Source organism: Neptunomonas japonica JAMM 1380 (assembly GCF_016592555.1).
GTDB lineage: Bacteria > Pseudomonadota > Gammaproteobacteria > Pseudomonadales > Balneatricaceae > Neptunomonas > Neptunomonas japonica_A.
In genome coordinates, this window is the sequence record NZ_AP014546.1 from 1636144 (window position 1) to 1656670 (window position 20527).

Consider the following 20527-nt stretch of genomic DNA (forward strand, 5'->3'; position numbering starts at 1 on the left):
CAAGAAATAATCAGTAAGTAACTTAAGGAAAATAAAATGCTGCGCAAACTTGCTTTAAGTCTGGCTGTTGCAGGTGCTCTTGTATCAACACAGGCGAACGCGTTAGGGCTTGGTGATATTAAGATTAAATCGGCTTTAAATGAGCCTCTGAGTGCAGAAATTCAGCTGCACCAGATACGGGATTTAAACCCTTTACAGATTCGGCCTCGAATGGCAGACCAGGACGAGTTTGCACTGGCAGGCTTAAGTCAGCAAAGAGCGCTGTCTGATATCCGTTTTCAAGTAAAAGTTAGCCCCAACGGTAGTGGTGTTATTTTACTGACCTCCAGAGAACCCGTTAAAGAACCTTTTATCAATTTCTTAGTTGAAGTTAATTGGCCAAGTGGTCGGCTCGTTCGCGAGTATACACTGTTACTTGATCCCCCTGTTTTTGATCCATCACCGACGCAAAAATTTGTTGAGCCTGCAGTCTCTTCGTCAGTAGATACTCGCTCAAGTATTCAAGCTAAAACACCTGTGCCTAGACGTGCTAAGGCAAATTCTTCTAATATTCGTACGCGGATGGATAAAAAGACACAAGCGTATGTTGATGTGAAAGACACCTTGTGGGGATTGGCTCTGGATAACCGCATTGCGCCTGATATATCGTCTTATCAAATGATGGTCGCTATGCATAAGAAAAACCCGCTGGCATTTCCTGATGGGAATATTAACAACCTGAAAGCGGGTGTCGTTCTTAATCTTCCAACTGAAGCGGAGGCGAGGGCTATAAGCTCTAAGCAAGCCGCTGCAGAAGTTCATAGACAAACAGCGCTATGGAAGCAGGGTAAAGCACCTGCACCGGATAAAGCACCAATTGACGGATCAAAAAAAAGTTTAAAGAGTGAAGCCGCGGATTCTCAAGAGCCTGATGAGGCAAATAGTGGGCAGCTAAAAGTTGTCACGCCTGCAGAAGCAGTGAGTAAAGATGAAGCGGCTGTAGATGACCAAAGTGTGCAAACAGAAGATCTCGAAAAGCAGCAGCTTATTGAAAAAAATGAATCATTAGAAAACCAGTTAGCTGTTTCGATGGAGTCATTAGATCGTCTGGAAAGAGATAATGTAGACCTTAATGATAAATTAGATGCTATTCAGCAGCAGCTAGATTCATTGCAACGCCTTATTGAGCTTAAGGATCAGCAGTTGGCCGCGTTACAAACTGAAGTGAATAAGCCTCCTGCTCCTGTTGTGGCTCCACCCCCGCCACCTGAAAAAAGCTTAATTGATAAGATTCTTCAAGCACCTGAATATTTGGCAGGCATTGGCGGCGGGCTTATCGCAGTGTTGGTGGGCTTGTGGTTAATGCTGCGTCGCAAGAAAAAAGCTGAAGAAGCCGTCGAGGAAGAAGAGTTTTTTAATGCAGTAGATGTTCAAGACGATAGTGCTATTGATGAGGAAGATTCGCTTGCGGAATTAGAAGAGGTTTCAGATGACCTGGCTGAGGCTGCTGCAGAAGAGGCATTAGAAGAGAGAAGCGAAAACGTTGCTTCTAGCGAATTTGATCTTGATGATGACCTAGATGATCTGAATTTAGATATGGACTTAGATCTGGATGATTCGTTCGAGGAAGACCTGGATGTGATGGCTATTGATGATGCTGTTACAGCGTCTGAGCAGCCAGAGCCTGAGACTACAGATGGCCTTGATGACGATGACCTACTTGGGTCGATTCTAGATGATAATGAGTCTGATGATGAGTTTGACTTGGGCTTGGATGAATTGGCTGATATGGACAGTGCAACTGAATTAGATTCGGTTGAGCCTAAGTCAGCAGAGTCGCCAGATTTAGAGGATGAGTTTGAGTTAGGAGATCTTCCTGGTAGTGCATTAGCCGCCGATACGGCCTTAGATGAGTTGCTGGCAGATGATGACGATGAGTTAGATGCTCTAGAGCAATCTCGTCAAAGTAATGTACGCTCTGGCATGGATGCAGTCGACCCGATTTCTGATACTGATGACGTAGATGATTCATTAGAGTCGTTGGCATCCTTGGGCCTTGATCAGTTAGATGAGGAGCCTGTCACTATTGCTGATGATGAGGTTGTCAGTAATGAGGAAGAGCTCGAGTTTAATTTGAGTGACGCAGAACCTGAGTCTGTTGAATCAGAATCAGCGATGAAAGATTTAGAAGACGAGCTAGATGAGCTTGATTTTGAATTAGATGACCTTGATATGGCTGATTCTGCACCTGAAGTAGAGGTTGAGCCTACTTCTAATGAGAATGATCTAGATTTTGAAACGGACTTGATGGCTGATCTAGATTCACTTCTAGAGAATCAAGATGTGCAAGAGGAAGTGCCAGAGCTTGAAGACCTTGGTGATGGCGAACTTGCTTCTTTGGATGAAGAAACGCTAGATAATAACAGTGACTTAAATGACTTTGGCGATCTAGACGATGTTTTGGGTCTTGATGATGAAGAAACGGCTGAAGACGCAGCTCTTTCTGAGCAAAGTGCGAGCCTCTCTGATGCAGCTGAACTTTTGGATGATCCTGAAGAGCTTGGTCTTGGTGTGACTGAGCAAGAAGCACCAATAGATGTGGCAGGCTTTGATCTGGATGACCTGAGTTTTGATGAATCCGATGATGAGTTGCCGGGAACACCTACGGATGAAGAGGTCACTCGCGAGCTGACATCTAATATTGAGCACGATTTAGATGCTGAGCTTGATGATGAGTTAGAAGCGCTGCTCAACAGCACTGATAACGATATAGCATTAGAGGAATCTTCTTCAGAAGAGGAGCATTCTCTTGATGCTTTGGGTTTCTTGGATGGGGCTGATGAAGTTGAAACTAAACTTGACCTTGCTCGAGCTTATATTGATATGGATGATGTTGAAGGTGCTAGAGATATTCTTGAAGAGATCGCCCAAGAAGGTAATGATTCTCAAAAAGATGAAGCGACAGAGTTGTTAGGAGGTCTTGTTTGACGCAAGAAATAACTCAGTTAGGCAGTGAAGAAGGGGCGACTACGGTCGCCCCTTCTTATCGTTATGCGCTTTGTGTGGAGTATGCTGGTGCTGCTTATAACGGTTGGCAGATTCAGAAGAATGATGAAGTCCCTACTGTTCAAGGGCATATGCACAAAGCACTCTCAGTTGTAGCGAATGAACCTGTAACAGTTGTATGTGCGGGTAGAACAGATACTGGCGTTAATGGTACTTATCAAATAATTCATTTCGATACGCATGCAAAGCGTGAAAATCGTGCATGGGTTTTGGGGGGTAATAGTAATTTGCCTGATGATATTGCTATACGTTGGGCTACTCCTGTTGATGATACATTTCATGCGCGCTTCAGTGCTCAGGAACGTCGTTACCGTTATTTGATATATAGCACTAGAATTAAACCTGCCTTGCTATCGAAAGGGGTTACTTGGACTTATAAGCCTCTGGATATTGAACGGATGCGTGAGGCGGGTGCTCACTTGGTTGGAGTACATGACTTCTCTTCATATCGAGCGGTAGCGTGTCAGGCCAAAAGCCCAATCAGGGATGTAAAAGCACTGAATATTTATCGTTCAGGTGAGTTAATAGTTATTGATGTGCAAGCCAATGCTTTTTTACACCATATGATTAGAAATATCGCCGGTGTGCTAATGAGTATTGGTGCCGGTGAAGCTGAGCCTATTTGGGCTAAACAAGTATTAGACGCTAGAAATCGCTGCGCTGGAGGGATAACAGCACCACCTTCAGGCTTATATTTTGTTGATGTGAAGTATCCACAGAGTTACGCTTTACCAAAATCTGAACTGGGTCCTTATTTCCTTAATATTACTGGCTAACGTTGAGTCGCTAGTTCTGTTAGAATTCCCTCTTTGCCTAAAAATATATCGACTTAATCATGGCAGTACGCGTAAAAATTTGTGGTATCACTCGTGCAGAAGATGCGCTGACAGCTATAGCAGCTGGAGCACACTCTCTTGGCTTTGTCTTTTATAAACCAAGCCCTCGATACGTTGAGCCTTCTATCGCTGCGGATATCATCTCAGTACTTCCGCCTTTTATCACGACGACTGCGTTGTTCGTAGATGAATCCCCCGATGTTGTTAAAGAGATAGTAGCTCTGACAAAGGTCGATCTCCTACAGTTTCACGGTAAAGAATCTCCAGAATATTGTGTACAGTTTGAGCGACCTTATATTAAAGCGTTACGAATGAAGCCTGGTCTTGATTTAGTGCAGCAAGCTAGCAGTTACTCTTCGTCACGTGCTGTGTTGCTCGATGCATATAAGGCGGGGGTGCCGGGGGGGACTGGCGAATCCTTCGAGTGGAATCGAATACCACAGTCTATGCGCTCTAGTATCATTCTGGCTGGTGGCTTGTGTGCAGAGAATGTTGCACAGGCAATTGAACAAGTAAAACCCTTCGCTGTTGATGTTAGCGGCGGGGTGGAAGAATCTGCGGGTCTTAAAGACGCGAATAAAATTAATTGTTTTTTTAAAGAGGTGGCACGTGCCAACAACAACTGATCTGGCTGCTCTCATGCAGCTGCCTGATGAGCGAGGGCACTTTGGTCCTTACGGTGGTCGTTTTGTATCTGAAACGCTAATGGGCGCTCTTAAGGACCTTGAAAAGGTTTATGAGCGACTTTCAGCTGACGCGGACTTCCAAAAAGAATTTGATCATGATTTAGCACATTATGTTGGTCGTCCATCGCCATTGTATTTTGCAGAGCGCCTAACTAAAGAAGTTGGCGGTGCAAAGATTTACTTGAAGCGTGAAGATTTAAACCACACCGGTGCCCATAAAATTAACAACACTATTGGTCAGGCACTATTGGCTAAGTTTATGGGTAAGCCGCGCATTATTGCAGAAACGGGTGCTGGGCAGCATGGTGTTGCTTCTGCCACCGTTGCAGCGCGTTTGGGGCTTGAGTGTAAGGTTTATATGGGCGTTGATGATGTTCATCGCCAATCATTAAACGTGTATCGCATGAAATTGTTAGGTGCTGAAGTGGTTGCTGTTAAGTCAGGGACTCGCACGCTTAAAGATGCAATGAATGAAGCAATGCGTGATTGGGTCACGAATGTGGATGATACTTTCTATATTATAGGCACGGCAGCGGGCCCGCACCCTTATCCTAAACTGGTACGAGACTTTCAGTGTGTCATTGGTCGTGAAGCACGCCAGCAATGTCTTGAGCATGAAGGGCGTCTGCCGGATGCTTTGGTTGCTTGTGTCGGGGGCGGCTCTAACGCGATTGGTCTGTTCTATCCATTTATCGAAGATGCTGATGTTCGTATGATTGGCGTTGAGGCCGGTGGCTACGGTGTTGAAACTGGGCAGCATGCAGCGCCTCTATGTGCAGGGCGTCCAGGAGTCTTGCATGGAAACAGAAGTTACTTGATGTCTGATGATGCAGGGCAAATTCTAGGTACGCACTCTGTATCGGCGGGCTTAGATTATCCAGGCGTAGGTCCGGAGCATGCATGGTTAAAAGATTCAGGTCGTGCTGAATATGCAGCGATCACTGACGAAGAAGCGTTAGATGCATTTCGTATGCTGACAAAAGTGGAAGGTATTATGCCTGCCCTGGAGTCTAGTCATGCGGTTGCTCACGCTATTAAAGTTGCCAAAGAGATGGATAAAGAGCAGATTGTTGTGGTCAACCTGTCTGGTCGTGGTGATAAAGATATTCATACCGTCGCCGGTATTGATGGTATTGAAATTTAGTTGTTAAGGAGATTTTGAGAATGGGTCGTATTAATCAATGTTTCGAATCTCTTAAAGCGGATGGCCGAAAAGCGCTTATTCCGTATGTGACTGCGGGTGATCCTCAGCCGTCAGTTACTGTGCCGCTATTGCATGCGATGGTTGATGCTGGCGCTGATATTATCGAGCTAGGCGTGCCGTTTTCGGATCCAATGGCAGATGGGCCGGTGATTCAGTTGGCATGCGAGCGAGCTCTGCGTCACGGTACGCGTCTTCTGGATATCTTGGAGATGGTTAAAGAGTTTCGTGCACTAGATAAGCAAACACCTGTTGTTTTGATGGGCTACCTTAACCCCATTGAAACGCTTGGCTATGAGAGCTTTGCAAAACAAGCCAGTGATGCTGGCGTTGATGGAGTGTTGACAGTAGACCTTCCACCAGATGAGTCTGTTGAGTTTGCTGCCATCATGAAAGAGTATGCTTTGGATGTGATCTATCTGTTAGCGCCAACAACTGAAGAAAGCCGTATTCAGCAAGTTTGTGAGTTTGGTTCAGGCTATGTTTACTACGTCTCTGTTAAAGGTGTAACAGGCTCTGCAGCATTAGATGTTGGTGAAGTTGCTGAAAAGCTTGAGATTATACGTCGTCATACCGATATGCCGGTGGGTGTTGGCTTTGGTATTCGCGATGGAGAAACGGCCGCCTCTGTTTCTAAAGTAGCAGATGGCGTTATTGTAGGAAGTGTCTTGGTTAATGCGATAGCTGAAAAAGTATCTCAACCAGAACAGATTTCTACTGATGTCGCTGCTATTATTGCACAAATGCGCAGTGCTATGGACGCCTGAGAATAACGAATTATCATACTGGATTTAGATAAGAATGAGTAACTGGTTAGACAAAATTGTCCCCTCGCTTGTACGTTCTGAAAATAAAAGAGCGAGCGTTCCTGAAGGTCTCTGGAAAAAATGCCCTAAATGTGAGGCAGTGCTGTATCTTCCAGAGTTAGAAAAAAACCTTAACGTTTGCACAAAATGTGATCATCACATGCGCTTAGCTGCACGCCAGCGTTTGGAGTCTTTTTTAGATAAAGATTCCTTCACAGAACTGGCAGCAGAAGTAGAGCCAGTAGATCGTCTGAAATTTCGTGATACGAAAAAATATAAAGACCGCTTATCAGCCGCACAGAAAGCTACGGGCGAAAAAGATGCGCTTGTTGCCATGCGTGGAACGTTATTAAACATGCCTGTTGCGGCAGTGGCTTTTGATTTTCGTTTTATGGGCGGGTCAATGGGTGCTGTCGTTGGTGAGCGCTTTGTCCGCGCTGTAAACATTTCATTAGAAGAGAACATTCCTCTGATTTGCTTTTCCGCATCAGGTGGTGCGCGCATGCAAGAAGCATTGATCTCGTTGATGCAGATGGCAAAAACCAGTGCGGCGCTTGAGAAAATGCGCCAAGCAGGGATTCCTTATATCTCTGTGTTGACTGATCCTGTTTATGGTGGCGTATCAGCGAGCTTAGCAATGCTAGGTGACCTGAACATTGCTGAGCCAAAAGCATTAGTTGGATTTGCCGGTCCTCGTGTTATTGAGCAAACAGTACGTGAAAAGCTGCCAGAAGGCTTTCAGCGGGCTGAATTTTTATTAGAGCATGGTCAGGTTGATATGATCGTTTCGCGTTTAGAAATGCGTGAGCGTTTGCACTCAGTCCTTTCAATGTTCATGCACCGCTTTGCAGAGCCTATAGTTGAAGAGGCGCTGGCTGCTGATGCCGTTGATCCTTCAGAAGAGCAAGTAGAACTCTCTGATGAGCAGCAAACTGAAAAAAGCTCAGACTCGTAAATTAGATGGTTTGAGGCCGGTTATTGCCGGCCTTTCTTTTGGTAAACTGTATTAATGAATAGATCAGAATTTACGCTTGAACAATGGCTTAGTTGGATGGAGAAAAGCCATTCTGTGGCCATTGATCTTGGTCTTGAACGGGTACAAACTGTATTCAGCAGGTTGTCATTAGATTTCACCAATGTGCATGTCATTACGGTGGCTGGAACGAATGGTAAAGGTTCTACCGTTGCTATTTTAGATGCTATCTATCGCCGGTCTGGTTATAGAACAGTCTGTTATACCTCCCCACATTTACAAGTTTATAATGAGCGCGTTCGTATTAACGGTGGGTTAGTTGATGATGCCTCCTTAGTTGCTGCTTTTAATGCAGTTGATCAGGCGCGTGAAGGTATATCGTTAACTTATTTTGAGATGGGGACGCTTGCTGCGCTGTGGCTTGTCGCTGACCAGCAGCCTGAAGTCGCGCTTTTAGAAGTGGGTCTTGGTGGACGCTTAGATGCTATAAATGTCGTTGATGCTGATGTGGCGGTGGTAACCACGATTGATATTGACCATGTTGACTGGCTTGGTGATGACCGGGAGAAAATTGGCTGGGAGAAGGCCGGAATTTTCAGAAAAGGCAAGCCTGCAATATGCGGTGAGCTAGACCCTCCTGTTTCCATTGAAAACTATTCACAAGAACTCGGTAGTCATTTACGACAGGTAAATACGTCTTTTGAGTATCGATTACAAAATAATACCCGCTGGCTTTGGCAGGGTCGTGATATCAATGATGACCCTGTAACTTTGGCTGATCTTCCATTGCCTCGTTTGCCTTTGCAAAATGCAGCGACTGCGCTTCAGACAATTTTACTTTCAAATTTAGTGTGCTCTCCTGCTAATATTGCACAGGGCCTGCGTGATGCGCAGGTGTCTGGCCGTATGGAAGCTGTCGAGTATCAAGGGCACCATTTTATTCTTGATGTCGCACATAACCCGCAATCAGCTGCTTATCTGGCCCAGCAGTTAAAGAAAACTGACCCTAATGGTGTGCAGTTAATTCTTGGTATGTTGGCAGATAAAGATTGCTCAGCTGTTATAAAAGCATTGTCGCCAGTAGTTACGTGTTGGCATCTTGCAACTTTAGATGTACCTAGGGGGCAGACGGCGGAACAATTGAGTTCTCATCTGTTTGAGTCAGGTATTAATAAACAGAATCTTGTTTGTCATGACACGGTAGCCGACGCTGTTAACACCCTTGTTGCAACTGATGCTGCTACAACCGGCACGATAGTCGTGGCAGGTTCATTCTTTACAGTGGGTGGTGCTTACCCTGTTCTTCACAGGGAGCTGCTTTAATGGAAGAGAGTGTGAAAAGACGGCTATTAGGTCTGTCCGTGATTGTGGTCGCTGCTGTTGTTTTATTTCCTTTATTTTTGACGGGGGAGGGATATCGCGAGAGGCATTTGGAAAGTCGTATTCCACCGGCACCGTCAATGCCTGATGTCGTAAGCTTTGAGCCACAAACAAAATTGCTACCAGATACGTCTGAGTATGCGCCTATTCAAAAAGCACCTGAAGAAGTTGTAGTGTTGGTTGAAAAAAAGCCTGAGAAAAAAGCAGTCACTCAAGAAAAAAGGCCGGTTGTAAGTACTCGTACAGATAAGCCCCAGCTAGATGAGCAGAATGTGCCGGTGGCATGGACATTACAACTGGCCAGCTTTAAAGATGAATCTAATGCTCGGGCATTACGCAAGCAGTTAGTTGAAGCCGGGCATAAAGTGTATACACGCAAAAATGCGAACCTGTTTAAAGTCTATGTAGGGCCAGATATGAAGCGCCAGCGTCTTGAAAAATTAAAAGCGGCACTGCAAAGTGATTTTGGTTTGGATGGAATAATTTTCAGATTCACGACTCAGTGATTGGGTTCATCTTAACGCTCTGTTAGAATGCGCGCAAATTGGATAGGTGGTAGAAAAAATGAACTGGGCCGACTGGACAATTCTTGGGATTGTTGGGATATCAGGACTTTTTAGTATCAAGCGTGGTTTTGTAAAAGAAGCGCTGTCGTTATTGACGTGGGTTACTGCTTTTGTAATAGCGCGTCTTTTTACAGATGCTTTGGCTACGGTGCTGTCTGACTATATTCAGACCCCTTCATTTCGTATCGCGTCAGCGTTTGGCATATTGTTCGTATTAACACTTATCGTTGGCGCATTGGTAAGTAACCTAGTTAGTTTGTTAGTAGAGGCGACTGGGTTGAGCGGTACTGATAGAATTCTAGGCATGGGCTTCGGCTTAGCGCGTGGTGCCTTGGTGGTAGTCGTGTTAGTGGCTTTGCTGGGGGGAACTCCTGCAGTGCTTGATGCTTGGTGGAAGGAATCTGAATTGATTCCTCATTTTGTTTTAATGGAAACATGGTCCAGAGAAGTTGCATCTGAAGTAGGGCAATTGATTTGGAACGCGGGACGTTAAGTAAGACAGTGGTCTGATTTTAGACCAGACAGCTTTTTCTGATTCCTCTTGAGGTAGTTTAAATGTGCGGTATTGTTGGGCTAGTAGCCAAATCCCTTGTTAATCAGACAATCTTTGATGCGCTGACTGTGCTTCAACACCGCGGACAGGATGCCGCTGGCATGGTGACCTGTGAGGGTAATCGGTTTTTCCTACGTAAAGATAACGGCTTAGTTAATGAGGTGTTTCGTACACGTCATATGAAACGTTTAATGGGTAATGTGGGTATCGGGCATGTTCGCTACCCAACTGCTGGTAGCTCTAGTGCTGCTGAGGCACAGCCATTTTATGTGAATTCACCATACGGTATTGCGTTAGCACATAATGGTAATTTAACTAATGCTGAAGAACTTGTTGAGCAAATGTTCCGTGAAGATTTGCGCCATATTAACACCACTTCTGATTCAGAAGTGTTGCTGAATGTTTTCGCACATGAATTGCAACACCAGAGAAAGTTAAAGCCTGAACCTGAAGATATTTTTGAAGCTGTATCTAAAGTCCATAAACGTGTTAAAGGTGGTTATGCGGTTGTTGCCGTTATTACTGGCTACGGTGTCGTTGCTTTTCGTGACCCTAATGGTATTCGTCCTCTTATTTATGGGACGCGTTCAACGCCTGAAGGTGAAGAGTGCATGGTTGCTTCTGAAAGTGTTGCATTGGATATTGCAGGCTTTACACGTGTCCGCGATATTGAACCCGGTGAGGCGATCTTCATTGATATGGATGGTAACGTTTTCACTAAGCAGTGCGCAGAAGATACTAAGATAACGCCCTGCTTATTTGAATTTGTGTACCTAGCACGTCCAGACTCTATTATTGACAATGTTAATGTTCATCAAGCACGCATGCGTATGGGCATTAAACTGGCTGAAAAAGTAAAAGGTTTACGTCCTGATCACGATATCGATGTGATTATGCCAATACCAGATACTAGCCGTACGTCTGCACTGGAGATGGCTAAGCATTTGAATGTTACTTTTCGCGAAGGCTTCATCAAGAACCGTTATATTGGCCGTACCTTTATAATGCCTGGACAAACACAGCGTCAAAACTCGGTTCGTCGTAAGCTGAACCCTATTGAACTTGAGTTCAAAGATAAGGTTGTCATGTTAGTAGACGACTCCATTGTGCGTGGTACGACGTCTAAACAAATTGTACAGATGGCAAGAGATGTCGGTGCGCGTAAAGTATATTTTGCATCCGCTGCGCCACCAGTGCGTTTTCCAAATGTGTATGGCATTGATATGCCTTCTCCTGAAGAATTTATCGCATATAACCGCTCTGTTGATGAGATCGGTGAAGCTATTGGTGCGGACTGGATGATCTTTCAGGAACTAGATGACCTTAAAGATTCAGTATCAGAAGGTAATACAGATACTATCTGTGATTTCGACTCATCAGTATTTGATGGTTATTATGTAACAGGTGATATCGATACAGCTTACCTGGATCGCTTGGATGAGAAGCGTAAAGATGCTGCTAAAGTTGTGCCTGAGACTATTGATCATGAAGATGAGGCGCCGGCTGATCTTCACACTGAAATTTCATAAGAGCGGTTTCTACAATGGCTAAACTAGGTTTTGAGCGAGAAGAGCGCATTCAGTTTACACAAGCTGATGCAGGTCTTTCAACGCTAGCTATTAGAGCTGGACAAACACGGACGTCTGAGGGGGAGCATAGCGATGCTATTTTCCCAACGTCTAGTTTTGTTTATTCGAGTGCCCGCGAGGCTGCTGCTCGTTTTAGTGGAGATGAAGAAGGTAATATATACTCACGTTTTACAAACCCTACTGTGAATGCTTTTGAAAAGCGTATGGCGGCTTTGGAAGGCGCAGAGCGTGCAGTGGCTACCTCATCAGGTATGGCCGCTATTTTGAGTATTGGTTTGTCACTTTTACAGCAAGGCGATCATGTCGTTTGTTCTCAAAGTGTTTTTGGTTCGACGATTTCGTTGTTCGAAAAGTATCTAGTTCGTGCCGGTATTACTACTAGCTTTGTCGACCCTAAAGACCTAAACGCGTGGGAAGCTGCAATACAACCCAATACGCGTTTGCTGTTTTTGGAAACGCCTTCAAACCCGCTTGGTGAGTTAACAGACGTCAGGGCAGTAGCTGATATTGCACATAAGAATGATGCAATGCTCGCCGTGGATAATTGCTTTTTAACACCGGTTTTCCAGCAGCCGTTAAAGCTAGGTGCTGACCTTGTTATTCACTCGGCCACTAAGTATTTAGATGGCCAAGGGCGATGTGTAGGTGGCGTTGTTGTAGGGTCGGATGCCCTGATGGAAGAGGTTTTTGGTTTTATCCGCACGGGCGGGGCATGTATGAGCCCGTTTAATGCGTGGGTATTTCATAAAGGCTTGGAAACTTTAAAAATTCGCTTAGAAGCGCATGCAAAAAATGCACTTGAACTTGCGACTTGGTTACAACAGCAGCCGGGTATAGAAAAAGTTTACTATACAGGGCTAGAGAGCCATGCTCAGCATACGTTGGCCATTAAGCAGCAAACCGGCTTTGGCGGTGTATTATCATTTGAAGTGGCTGGTGGCCAAGAGGCTGCATGGCGTTTCATTGATTCAACCAAAATGGTGTCAATTACAGGTAATTTGGGCGATGTAAAGTCAACCATTACGCACCCATCAACAACAACTCATGGACGAATGACCGACGAAGCTAAGGCTGATGCTGGTATTAAAAAGAACTTGATTCGTTTATCAGTAGGCCTTGAAGACATAAAAGACATTCAGGCTGATATGCAGCTTGGTTTAGATGCGCTTTAATTGTTGAGTTTTAGCGTTGTAGATTGCTTCAATGCGATGTAAAGAGCCTGCTGGTTTTGACCAGCTGCTTTTTAAATTGAAGTGATCTACTGTAAAGCTAAGTGTGTCAAACATCCTGCGGCTTTCAAGTAGGTTCAAAACTAGATGCTCATCATTTTTTTGAGTATAAGCCAAAGTAATGTGAGGCTTAAAAGGTCTGCCTTTAAACCCCATATTTATTTCATGTAACACATCAGTGATTTTTTGATGAAGTTGCACTACTGGGGCTTCAGGGGTAACTCCTAGCCAAATATCTCCGCTGCAAAAACTACCAAACCGATCACAATGTAATGTGAAGGGTGTAAATGTTATTTTTTCGAGTTGTTGGTCTAGGGCGGGGAGCTTTCTCTTTTTTACTTTACCTAAGAATGCCAAGGTAATATGCAACCTTTCTGGTGGCGTCCATTGAATGCCGTGAAAGTTACAATACAGCTGCGAGATTTTCTGTTGCACCGTGTCGGGTATGTCTATAGCAATAAAGAGGCGCATCCGAGATTCCTAAACTACGATAGTGAATAAAGCATAAACATGAACGCTGAGAAAGTGAATACACAGGCCGGTAAAATCATACTTGCTCCAATGGAGGGTGTTGTAGATGCCACTATGCGCCACCTAATTACAAAATTGGGGGGGGTTGATCTGTGTGTTACAGAATTTATACGTATTACTGGCTATGTTCTACCTGAAAAAGAGTTTTTGAAATCAGCCCCTGAGTTAGCTCGTCAAGGCAAGACGCCTGCAGGCATTCCGGTGGTCGTGCAGTTGCTAGGGAGCGAACCTGAGTTGCTGGCCATGAATGCGATAAGTGCTGCAAAAATGGGGGCGCCAGCTATTGATCTTAACTTTGGTTGCCCTTCAAAAACGGTTAATAAACACCGTGGTGGTGCTGTGTTACTTGATGAACCCGCATTGATTCATCAGATAGTAAAAGCGGTCCGCGAAGCGGTGCCAGATAATATTCCAGTTACCGCTAAAATGCGACTTGGGAATTTAGATAAGTCGTTGGCCGTTGATAACGCTGTGGCTATCCAAGAGGCAGGCGCTAATAGTTTGGCTGTTCATGCACGCACTAAGGTAGAGGGGTATAAGCCACCGGCTCATTGGGAATGGATAGGTCGGATAAAAGAGAGTGTGGATTTACACGTCGTTGCTAATGGTGAGGTGTGGAACTGCGAAGACTATCAACGTTGTAAAGAGCTTAGTGGATGTGACGATGTGATGATTGGGCGCGGTCTTATTGCCCGTCCAGAACTAGGGTTAATGATTAAGAGCTATCAACTCGGCCAAAGTGGTGATGGTGCAGCATGGCCGCAGGTTGTTTTGCTGTTGTTAGAATATTTTTCTTTTGTTGAGCAAAAACTACCACCAAAATATGTTCATGGTCGCATAAAGCAGTGGCTACATATGATGCGACCTCAGCGTGAAGAAGCTGAAAAACTCTTCTTTAGTGTGAAAACGATCAATGACCTTAGTGATTTACGTGCTTGCTTGGAGCGTGAGCTTTAGCGCGAGTTGATCTTTACAAGTTGGCGCTTAGGTCCCCAGTTTCCAGGTGTGTTTTCAAAATAGCCTGGGGTTAAGGTATTGCACTGTCCGCATCTACCATCATGGATATTCCAGTGGCCTAGTTGGTACCCATCACGTTCAATCAGCAATGCTTTGCAGTTATGACAAAAAGTCGAACTTGCTTGTGGGTGATGTGCATTTCCAATGTAGACATATCGCACTCCATTCTTGAGTGCGATATCGCGAGCCCTTAGTAACGTTGTCAGCGGCGTTTTTGGAATGTCTTGCATTTTCCAGTCTGGGTGAAATGCTGAAAAATGTAATGGTACATTTTGCCCTAAATTCTTACTTATCCAGCGAGAGAGTGCTTCAATTTCTGCATCAGAATCGTTTTTTTCTGGTATTAATAGCGTGGTAATTTCAAACCAGACAGTGGTTTCGTGTTTAAGGTATATCAATGTGTCTAATACAGTGGTTAGCTTCGCGCCGCAAATATGTCGGTAGAAATGATCGGTAAATGCCTTTAAATCAATGTTAACCGCATCAAAAGATGAAAAGAAACGGGCGCGTGCTGCATCGCTTATGTACCCTGCCGTTACCGCAATACTTTTCATATTAGTTGCTTTGCATGCGGCAGCAACATCTTCTGCGTATTCAAAAAAGATAACAGGATCATTGTAAGTAAAAGCGATGGCGCGACAAGCGTGTTTTTTGGCTGTTATAGCGAGTTGTTCAGGCGTTGCGGCATTACACAGGTGGTCCATATTTCTTGCTTTGCTGATATCCCAGTTTTGGCAAAATTTGCATGTCAGGTTGCATCCTGCCGTACCAAAAGATAAGACAGGTGTGCCCGGTAAGTAATGGTTTAAAGGTTTCTTTTCGATGGGGTCTATACAAAAGCCGCTGGAGCGACCATAAGTGTGTAGTTGCATCTGTCCATTGGTATTTCCTCGGACATAACAAACCCCTCGTTGCCCTTCTTTTAATGAGCAATAGTGGGGGCATAAATCACACTGGATACGGTTGTCAGCCAGCGGATGCCAGAAAAGAATTTCTCTTTGATCTGGATTCATAAGTGCTGCAGGTTTAGTATTTGAAGAGTACTTATAAATGCCAATATAAAACATATTGGCCGGGGAGGGTAGTGTATGAGCATTCGACCTGCCGCTGTCGCTGGACTGTTTTATCCCGAAGATAAAGCCGATTTATACGGTGTGCTTACCGACTTATTACCTGAAAGGGTTTCTGAAAATGCTCTCAATAAGCTGACTGAAAAGCCAAGGGCGCTGATTGTGCCGCATGCGGGGTACATGTATTCAGGCGCTATTGCCGGTCTTGGATATGACCTGCTAAGAGACTATAGTGGTTTCGATACTATCTACCTGCTTGGTCCAAATCACCGTGAGCCTTTAGAAGGCTGCGCTGTTCCTACAAGCGATTATTTTTCTACGCCATTGGGTGATATTCAAGTTGATCATAAGGCTATTAATACCTTACTGAAGAATGATGTGGTGATTGAGGCGGATAAGGTCCATGCTCAGGAACATTGTTTAGAGGTGCAATTGCCTTTTCTTCAGTACCTACAACTTAACGTGCCCATCGTTCCTCTTATCATTGGTGAGTGTGCCGCTGCTGATGTTGCAGATATTATAGAACCTTTGTTGTTGGATCCTAATAAGCTGGTCATTGTGAGTACTGATTTAAGTCATTTTCATAGTTACGAAAATGCTAAAAAAACAGATGCCCATACTGACCTGAAAATCATGAGTGCTGACCATGACCTCAAGCCAACAGAGGCGTGTGGCTGTCATGCACTAAATGGTTTACTACTGGCAATTAAGCATCAGAGTCTAACAATTAAAAAACTTGCGCAGTGCAATAGTGGTGATACAGCTGGGGCGAAAGAACGTGTGGTTGGCTATGCTTGTTATGGTGTGTTTTAGCGTGTTGCAGAAAAAGCAAAAGAGGTTGTTGAGCTGTGCTAGAGCATCCATTACGCAAGGGTTGCAGGGAGGCTGGCAGCGAGAACCTCCAAGCTTAGATAAAGATGAACCAGGTGCTAGTTTTGTTACACTGACCTTGCAAGGACGCTTACGGGGGTGCGTTGGGTCGCTTGAAGTAAGGCAGTCGTTGATAGTCAATGTTTGGCAAAATGCCTTTAATGCGGCATTTAGAGATTCGCGATTTCCTCCATTAGATCAAGAAGAGTTAGGTGATGTTCAAATAGCCATTTCGATACTCACGCCTGCATTATTGTTAGCTGCAGATAACGAACAAGATTTGTTGAATAAAATCCGCCCAGGAGTTGACGGTTTAATATTAGAAGAGGGGATTCATCGAGCGACATTTTTACCTTCGGTTTGGAATACACTGCCCAAATCGCAAGATTTTCTGCTGCACTTAAAGCGCAAAGCGGGCTTGGCAGATGATTACTGGAGTAGCTCATTAAAGTTTACTACTTATCAAACGATTAGTTTTACGGAATGACTTCCAAATGCCTATACTGTGAAGAGTGTGTTAATTATGTGCTTGTTTCTATAAAGTTAATGTTAATAGCTCGCTGTTTAAATTCAATGTCCTCTCAATAAGAATGTTTCTGATGCTATCCATTTTTAAATTTCGTCCGCTAATTGATCTATCCAGTGCTGACTGGATATGCGATACCTTTGAGTGGGCGATGCAAAATTTTGATAATGAAGAGTTTTTTAAACGTAGTCGGTTAGTGCTACCAACCAATGAGTTTTTCCCAGGTAATGTTGATAGTGTTCATACTAAAGCAGAAAATATATTTAAGCATACGCTGATGTATACGGGACTCGCGCATTGGCCTTTTCAGCTTCAATTACCTGAATTGTTTGAAAGTTTACCTGCTCACCAGATTGAGTTGGTAAGAGTAGAGCGTAATTCAACGGTGAGCATGTTACCTGTTACGTACCAGCGCCCTTTGACGCTTAGTTATAACCCTCAACAAACGTTGAAGCCAGAAGATCTATCATCCAGCTTTGCTCATGTAATGGCACAACACATGTTGCTTCAGTCCCATCAGCTTCCTCCAGGTGGTGAGGATTACCTTAGTGAGGGTAGTGAGATATTAGCTGTTTTTATGGGATTCGGTGTCATGTTTGCTAACTCCGCTTATACGTTTCGCGGAGGTTGTGGCAGTTGTTATAACGCCCAAGCAAACCGTACGGCGAGCTTGTCTGAGAATGAGATTATATTTGCGCTAGCACTGTATTGCCGCTTGAAAGGTATAGAGGACTCACATGCTTTTTCTTGCCTAAAGAAGCATTTGAAAAGTAATTATAAGCAGGCATGCAAGCAGCTTGATAAGCGACCAGATAGGTTGGTAAGACTGATGGAATATAAAAGAGAAGTTTGATGTCCACGTTAAAGTATTTAACTGCTTACGCACCTGAGTTGCAGCAACAAGTGCAACAAATGATTGATAAGCGCCAACTGGCAGATTTTTTATTGAAAAAATACCCTCATGTGCATGATGTCAGTAATGATAAATATTTACGTGAGTATGTCATGACGTTAAAAAACCGCTATATAAAAAAGTCTGCGCCGCTGAGCAAGGTCGCATATGACAGTAAAATTCATGTGGTTAATAATGCGTTGGGGCTACATAGCTATGTGTCGAGAGTGCAAGGGGCTAAGTTAAAGAGTAAAAATGAGATTCGTATCAGCGCAATATTCAAAAAAGCACCTGAGGTGTTTTTAAATATGATTGTGGTGCATGAGTTGGCGCACTTGAAAGAGAAAGAACATAACAAGGCGTTTTACCAATTATGCCAATATATGCTTCCAGATTATCATCAGCTAGAGTTTGAGATGCGTTTATATTTGACGTACTTAGAGCTAGATGGCGCGCTTTATACGTAAAGTCATGTAGAATGCGCCTCCGTTAAGAAATAATCAGAGAACGCGATGGATTACGAATTTAGCATTGATGAATTGGGGCGTCCTCGGGCCAAGTTTTCGATGGGAGCCGAGGCGGTAGGTCGTTGGTTTACTGAAGAGTTATCTGATGACTTGCAGCAAATTAACCAACTAGTTGAGCTTGTTGAAACACTGGAGCGCGATGAGATAAGTAATTATCAGCAATCGGGTAAAGAGTTTCAATTACGGTTAAATCGTAATGAAATTGAAGTTGTTGCTTTGGTGTTGGGGCTTGATGTTGATGAAGAACTACCTGAAGACACTAACTTGTATGACGTGGAGTCTTATGCCGGTTGTGGCTTGCCTGACTTTAAGCAGGCGCTATTATCATGGCAGTCATTTGTTGGCTCATCGCATTGATAGAAGAGAATTATCATATTCGTGCCGTTAGCTTTACAATAGTCTCCATACATATATTTATAAAGTTGCACTGACATCATGAATCGAAAGAAAAAGATTAATAGCATTCTTATTAAGAGAATGAAAAAAGCCAATAGTAAGATCAACCCTAGTAACAAACCGCGTTATATCTCAAAAGAAGAACGGGCTAAAGCTGAAACCTCGGAGACGCAAAGTTCAGAAGGCATGAATTCATAAGTCTAAGGCCTGATTCACTGCGTATAGCGTTTTAATTAGTACGTAAAAGGGGGCGCTAAATAACACCAGAGGTATTATTTAGCTGTGTTGTTTGGGTCGGTTTTAGCACAGTCCAGTGTTCAAGTATTACTTTCATATCTAGGTATTCTGTTTTTAAAGTGCTGTTAGTGTCGACAGCAAGTTGTTGACCTTGTCGTAGGTCTCTTGATACTCCATTTCGCTGATTGAATCGGCAACGATTCCTCCTCCTGCCCAACAATGTATTTTGTTGTTTTCAACTAACAGAGTGCGAATAGTAATGCTGGTGTCTATCTGGCCAGAGACGCCTATATAGCCAATGCTTCCGCAGTAGATACTGCGGCGATGGGGTTCCAGTTCTTCGATGATTTCCATTGCTCTTATTTTCGGAGCGCCCGTGATCGACCCGCCTGGAAAGCACTCTTTGAGTAAGCTAACAGGTGAGGCACATGGCTCAAGAGTGCCGGTAACTGTGCTGACTAAATGATGAACATTTTTATAACTTTCTATAGCAAAAAGTGAAGGGACTTTAACGCTGTGGTGTTGGCATACTTTGCTAAGATCGTTGCGTAGTAAGTCTACAATCATGACATTCTCCGCTCGGTCTTTACTTGAGTCCTTTAATTCATCAGCTAGTTGTTGGTCAGCTTTAGCATCGTGTCCTCTTGGGCGAGTCCCTTTTATTGGTTGGGTAATAACGTGACCTTGCGTATCTGATGATAGGAACCGCTCTGGTGATAATGACAAAACAGCGCCATGCTCAGTGTCAAAGTAGGCTGCATAGTGAGTCGGTGCTGCGCTACGAAGGTGCTTGTAAGCTTCCCACGGATCTCCCTTACAGTTAGCACTGAATCGCTGTGCTAAATTGACTTGGTAGCAGTCGCCGGCGTGTATGTAATCGTCAATAGTCGAAAGCTGAGTATGGTAAGCCTGTTCGTCTAGGTTGCTGCAAAACTCGCTGGTCAACTGAAAAGAATGCTGTGACGGTTCGACAGGTGCTGAAGCCTGTTGTGCTATCTCTTTTAGAGTTGACTGATTAGTAAGATGAGAACCATGAAGGTTAGCTGATTTTTTTTCATGGTCAATGATGATAGCCCAACCATATAGTCCGACTAGCATTTCAGGTAGTGAGGTATCATTAACCGCTTGCTGGGGCAGAGTTTCTATTGCCCGCCCCAAGTCATAACAAAAATGCCCTACTAAGCCGCCGTTAAAAGGAATGTCTTCGGGTAGTTGAGCTTGCTCAATATAGGAATATTGATAGAGTTTTTCAAGTGCATCAAATGGGTCAGTATCAGGCAATATGTTAATAGGCAAATTAACACCAGAAAGTATGCCTTGTTGGTAGCTGAGTTGGCACAGTGGGGCAGCAACTAAAATATCAAAACGGCCACGCTCGCTGCTGGGTTTACCGCTATCAAGCAATATGGCGTTGCCTAAGCTTCTGATGCGTTCAAAGTAGTCGCTAGTGCTGACTTGGTACGGCAGTGTAATGCGTTTAAGCAATCGATCAAACCTTGTAGTTAGATAGCTATTAAATAATGGCGGCTAAATAGCTGTTATGCAAAAGAAGAGTATTTTACGCATCCTACTTATGGATAGCGAGGGTTGCTCTTTT

Annotated in this window: 21 protein-coding genes; 18 read left to right on the plus strand and 3 right to left on the minus strand. The window is 44.1% G+C overall.

All coding sequences use genetic code 11. From position 1 onward, the window contains the following. Window positions 1–36 precede the first annotated feature (36 nt). From NEJAP_RS07640 to NEJAP_RS07690, 11 genes are all read left to right on the plus strand, one after another. Window positions 37–2967, plus strand: coding sequence for a FimV/HubP family polar landmark protein (locus tag NEJAP_RS07640; RefSeq protein ID WP_201350048.1), 2931 nt, complete (start codon window positions 37–39; stop codon window positions 2965–2967). Then, window positions 2964–3821, plus strand: coding sequence for a tRNA pseudouridine(38-40) synthase TruA (gene truA / locus NEJAP_RS07645; protein WP_201350049.1), 858 nt, complete (start codon window positions 2964–2966; stop codon window positions 3819–3821). Before NEJAP_RS07640 ends, truA begins: the two co-directional genes overlap by 4 nt. A 59-nt stretch (window positions 3822–3880) precedes the next feature. Further along, window positions 3881–4507 carry a phosphoribosylanthranilate isomerase gene (locus NEJAP_RS07650; RefSeq protein ID WP_236591103.1) on the plus strand — a complete coding sequence of 209 codons (627 nt, stop codon included), beginning with the start codon at window positions 3881–3883 and terminating at the stop codon, window positions 4505–4507. A 13-nt stretch (window positions 4508–4520) separates the two neighbouring features. After that, on the plus strand, window positions 4521–5711 hold the full coding sequence (gene trpB, locus NEJAP_RS07655) for a tryptophan synthase subunit beta (protein ID WP_201350516.1): 1191 nt from the start codon (window positions 4521–4523) through the stop codon (window positions 5709–5711). Between the two features lie 20 nt (window positions 5712–5731). Continuing rightward, window positions 5732–6535, plus strand: a complete 804-nt coding sequence (gene trpA / locus NEJAP_RS07660; protein ID WP_201350050.1) for a tryptophan synthase subunit alpha — start codon at window positions 5732–5734, stop codon at window positions 6533–6535. 34 nt (window positions 6536–6569) lie between these two features. Then, complete coding sequence (accD, locus tag NEJAP_RS07665; protein WP_201350051.1) at window positions 6570–7529, plus strand: acetyl-CoA carboxylase, carboxyltransferase subunit beta; 960 nt, start codon at window positions 6570–6572, stop codon at window positions 7527–7529. Window positions 7530–7583: 54 nt separating this feature from the next. Continuing rightward, window positions 7584–8870: a bifunctional tetrahydrofolate synthase/dihydrofolate synthase gene (gene folC / locus NEJAP_RS07670; RefSeq protein ID WP_201350052.1), complete on the plus strand. Its 1287-nt coding sequence runs from the start codon at window positions 7584–7586 to the stop codon at window positions 8868–8870. Then, on the plus strand, window positions 8870–9433 hold the full coding sequence (locus NEJAP_RS07675; protein WP_201350053.1) for an SPOR domain-containing protein: 564 nt from the start codon (window positions 8870–8872) through the stop codon (window positions 9431–9433). Before folC ends, NEJAP_RS07675 begins: the two co-directional genes overlap by 1 nt. Window positions 9434–9491: 58 nt before the next feature. Then, complete coding sequence (locus tag NEJAP_RS07680) at window positions 9492–9986, plus strand: CvpA family protein (RefSeq protein WP_201350054.1); 495 nt, start codon at window positions 9492–9494, stop codon at window positions 9984–9986. Window positions 9987–10048: 62 nt separating this feature from the next. Continuing rightward, a complete protein-coding gene (gene purF, locus NEJAP_RS07685) occupies window positions 10049–11575 on the plus strand; it encodes an amidophosphoribosyltransferase (RefSeq protein ID WP_201350055.1) in 1527 nt (508 codons plus the stop codon). 14 nt (window positions 11576–11589) lie between these two features. Continuing rightward, a complete protein-coding gene (locus NEJAP_RS07690) occupies window positions 11590–12807 on the plus strand; it encodes an O-succinylhomoserine sulfhydrylase (RefSeq protein ID WP_201350056.1) in 1218 nt (405 codons plus the stop codon). Here NEJAP_RS07690 and thpR read toward each other — a convergent pair. Further along, window positions 12793–13335 (minus strand): RNA 2',3'-cyclic phosphodiesterase, encoded by a 543-nt coding sequence (gene thpR, locus NEJAP_RS07695; protein WP_201350057.1) that lies wholly within the window; start codon window positions 13333–13335, stop codon window positions 12793–12795. The two genes, NEJAP_RS07690 and thpR, sit on opposite strands and share 15 nt — an antisense overlap. A gap of 39 nt (window positions 13336–13374) precedes the next feature. Between thpR and NEJAP_RS07700 the strand changes: the two genes are divergently transcribed. Further along, window positions 13375–14352 carry a tRNA dihydrouridine synthase gene (locus NEJAP_RS07700; RefSeq protein ID WP_201350058.1) on the plus strand — a complete coding sequence of 326 codons (978 nt, stop codon included), beginning with the start codon at window positions 13375–13377 and terminating at the stop codon, window positions 14350–14352. Here NEJAP_RS07700 and amrS read toward each other — a convergent pair. Further along, a complete protein-coding gene (gene amrS, locus NEJAP_RS07705) occupies window positions 14349–15425 on the minus strand; it encodes an AmmeMemoRadiSam system radical SAM enzyme (protein ID WP_201350059.1) in 1077 nt (358 codons plus the stop codon). The two genes, NEJAP_RS07700 and amrS, sit on opposite strands and share 4 nt — an antisense overlap. Window positions 15426–15500: 75 nt before the next feature. On the opposite strand from amrS, the gene amrB reads away from it, so the two are divergent. The 6 genes from amrB (at window position 15501) to NEJAP_RS07735 (ending at window position 18891) form a co-directional block, all read left to right on the plus strand. Continuing rightward, on the plus strand, window positions 15501–16295 hold the full coding sequence (gene amrB / locus NEJAP_RS07710) for an AmmeMemoRadiSam system protein B (RefSeq protein ID WP_201350060.1): 795 nt from the start codon (window positions 15501–15503) through the stop codon (window positions 16293–16295). Window positions 16296–16323: 28 nt separating this feature from the next. Then, window positions 16324–16839, plus strand: a complete 516-nt coding sequence (gene amrA / locus NEJAP_RS07715) for an AmmeMemoRadiSam system protein A (RefSeq protein WP_201350061.1) — start codon at window positions 16324–16326, stop codon at window positions 16837–16839. A 112-nt stretch (window positions 16840–16951) separates the two neighbouring features. After that, on the plus strand, window positions 16952–17731 hold the full coding sequence (locus tag NEJAP_RS07720) for a hypothetical protein (RefSeq protein ID WP_236591104.1): 780 nt from the start codon (window positions 16952–16954) through the stop codon (window positions 17729–17731). Next, complete coding sequence (locus tag NEJAP_RS07725) at window positions 17731–18237, plus strand: M48 family metallopeptidase (protein WP_201350063.1); 507 nt, start codon at window positions 17731–17733, stop codon at window positions 18235–18237. Before NEJAP_RS07720 ends, NEJAP_RS07725 begins: the two co-directional genes overlap by 1 nt. Window positions 18238–18282: 45 nt before the next feature. Beyond that, window positions 18283–18654 (plus strand): YacL family protein, encoded by a 372-nt coding sequence (locus NEJAP_RS07730; RefSeq protein WP_201350064.1) that lies wholly within the window; start codon window positions 18283–18285, stop codon window positions 18652–18654. A 78-nt stretch (window positions 18655–18732) separates the two neighbouring features. Continuing rightward, entirely contained in the window at window positions 18733–18891 is a 159-nt protein-coding gene (locus NEJAP_RS07735; protein ID WP_201350065.1) for a DUF2986 domain-containing protein, read from the plus strand. 153 nt (window positions 18892–19044) lie between these two features. On the opposite strand, the gene pabB is transcribed toward NEJAP_RS07735, so the two are convergent. Beyond that, window positions 19045–20415: an aminodeoxychorismate synthase component I gene (gene pabB, locus NEJAP_RS07740; RefSeq protein WP_201350066.1), complete on the minus strand. Its 1371-nt coding sequence runs from the start codon at window positions 20413–20415 to the stop codon at window positions 19045–19047. Window positions 20416–20527: the final 112 nt, after the last annotated feature.

Excerpts from the sequence above, each read along its gene's own strand:
- NEJAP_RS07640 (WP_201350048.1), top strand. The coding sequence starts at position 37 with ATGCTGCGCAAACTTGCTTTAAGTCTGGCTGTTGCAGGTGCTCTTGTA.
- NEJAP_RS07650 (WP_236591103.1), top strand. The coding sequence starts at position 3,881 with ATGGCAGTACGCGTAAAAATTTGTGGTATCACTCGTGCAGAAGATGCG.
- trpB (WP_201350516.1), top strand. The coding sequence starts at position 4,521 with ATGCAGCTGCCTGATGAGCGAGGGCACTTTGGTCCTTACGGTGGTCGT.
- trpA (WP_201350050.1), top strand. The coding sequence starts at position 5,732 with ATGGGTCGTATTAATCAATGTTTCGAATCTCTTAAAGCGGATGGCCGA.
- accD (WP_201350051.1), top strand. The coding sequence starts at position 6,570 with ATGAGTAACTGGTTAGACAAAATTGTCCCCTCGCTTGTACGTTCTGAA.
- folC (WP_201350052.1), top strand. The coding sequence starts at position 7,584 with ATGAATAGATCAGAATTTACGCTTGAACAATGGCTTAGTTGGATGGAG.
- NEJAP_RS07675 (WP_201350053.1), top strand. The coding sequence starts at position 8,870 with ATGGAAGAGAGTGTGAAAAGACGGCTATTAGGTCTGTCCGTGATTGTG.
- NEJAP_RS07680 (WP_201350054.1), top strand. The coding sequence starts at position 9,492 with ATGAACTGGGCCGACTGGACAATTCTTGGGATTGTTGGGATATCAGGA.
- purF (WP_201350055.1), top strand. The coding sequence starts at position 10,049 with ATGTGCGGTATTGTTGGGCTAGTAGCCAAATCCCTTGTTAATCAGACA.
- NEJAP_RS07690 (WP_201350056.1), top strand. The coding sequence starts at position 11,590 with ATGGCTAAACTAGGTTTTGAGCGAGAAGAGCGCATTCAGTTTACACAA.
- thpR (WP_201350057.1), bottom strand. The coding sequence starts at position 13,335 with ATGCGCCTCTTTATTGCTATAGACATACCCGACACGGTGCAACAGAAA.
- NEJAP_RS07700 (WP_201350058.1), top strand. The coding sequence starts at position 13,375 with ATGAACGCTGAGAAAGTGAATACACAGGCCGGTAAAATCATACTTGCT.
- amrS (WP_201350059.1), bottom strand. The coding sequence starts at position 15,425 with ATGAATCCAGATCAAAGAGAAATTCTTTTCTGGCATCCGCTGGCTGAC.
- amrB (WP_201350060.1), top strand. The coding sequence starts at position 15,501 with ATGAGCATTCGACCTGCCGCTGTCGCTGGACTGTTTTATCCCGAAGAT.
- NEJAP_RS07720 (WP_236591104.1), top strand. The coding sequence starts at position 16,952 with ATGCTATCCATTTTTAAATTTCGTCCGCTAATTGATCTATCCAGTGCT.
- NEJAP_RS07725 (WP_201350063.1), top strand. The coding sequence starts at position 17,731 with ATGTCCACGTTAAAGTATTTAACTGCTTACGCACCTGAGTTGCAGCAA.
- NEJAP_RS07730 (WP_201350064.1), top strand. The coding sequence starts at position 18,283 with ATGGATTACGAATTTAGCATTGATGAATTGGGGCGTCCTCGGGCCAAG.
- NEJAP_RS07735 (WP_201350065.1), top strand. The coding sequence starts at position 18,733 with ATGAATCGAAAGAAAAAGATTAATAGCATTCTTATTAAGAGAATGAAA.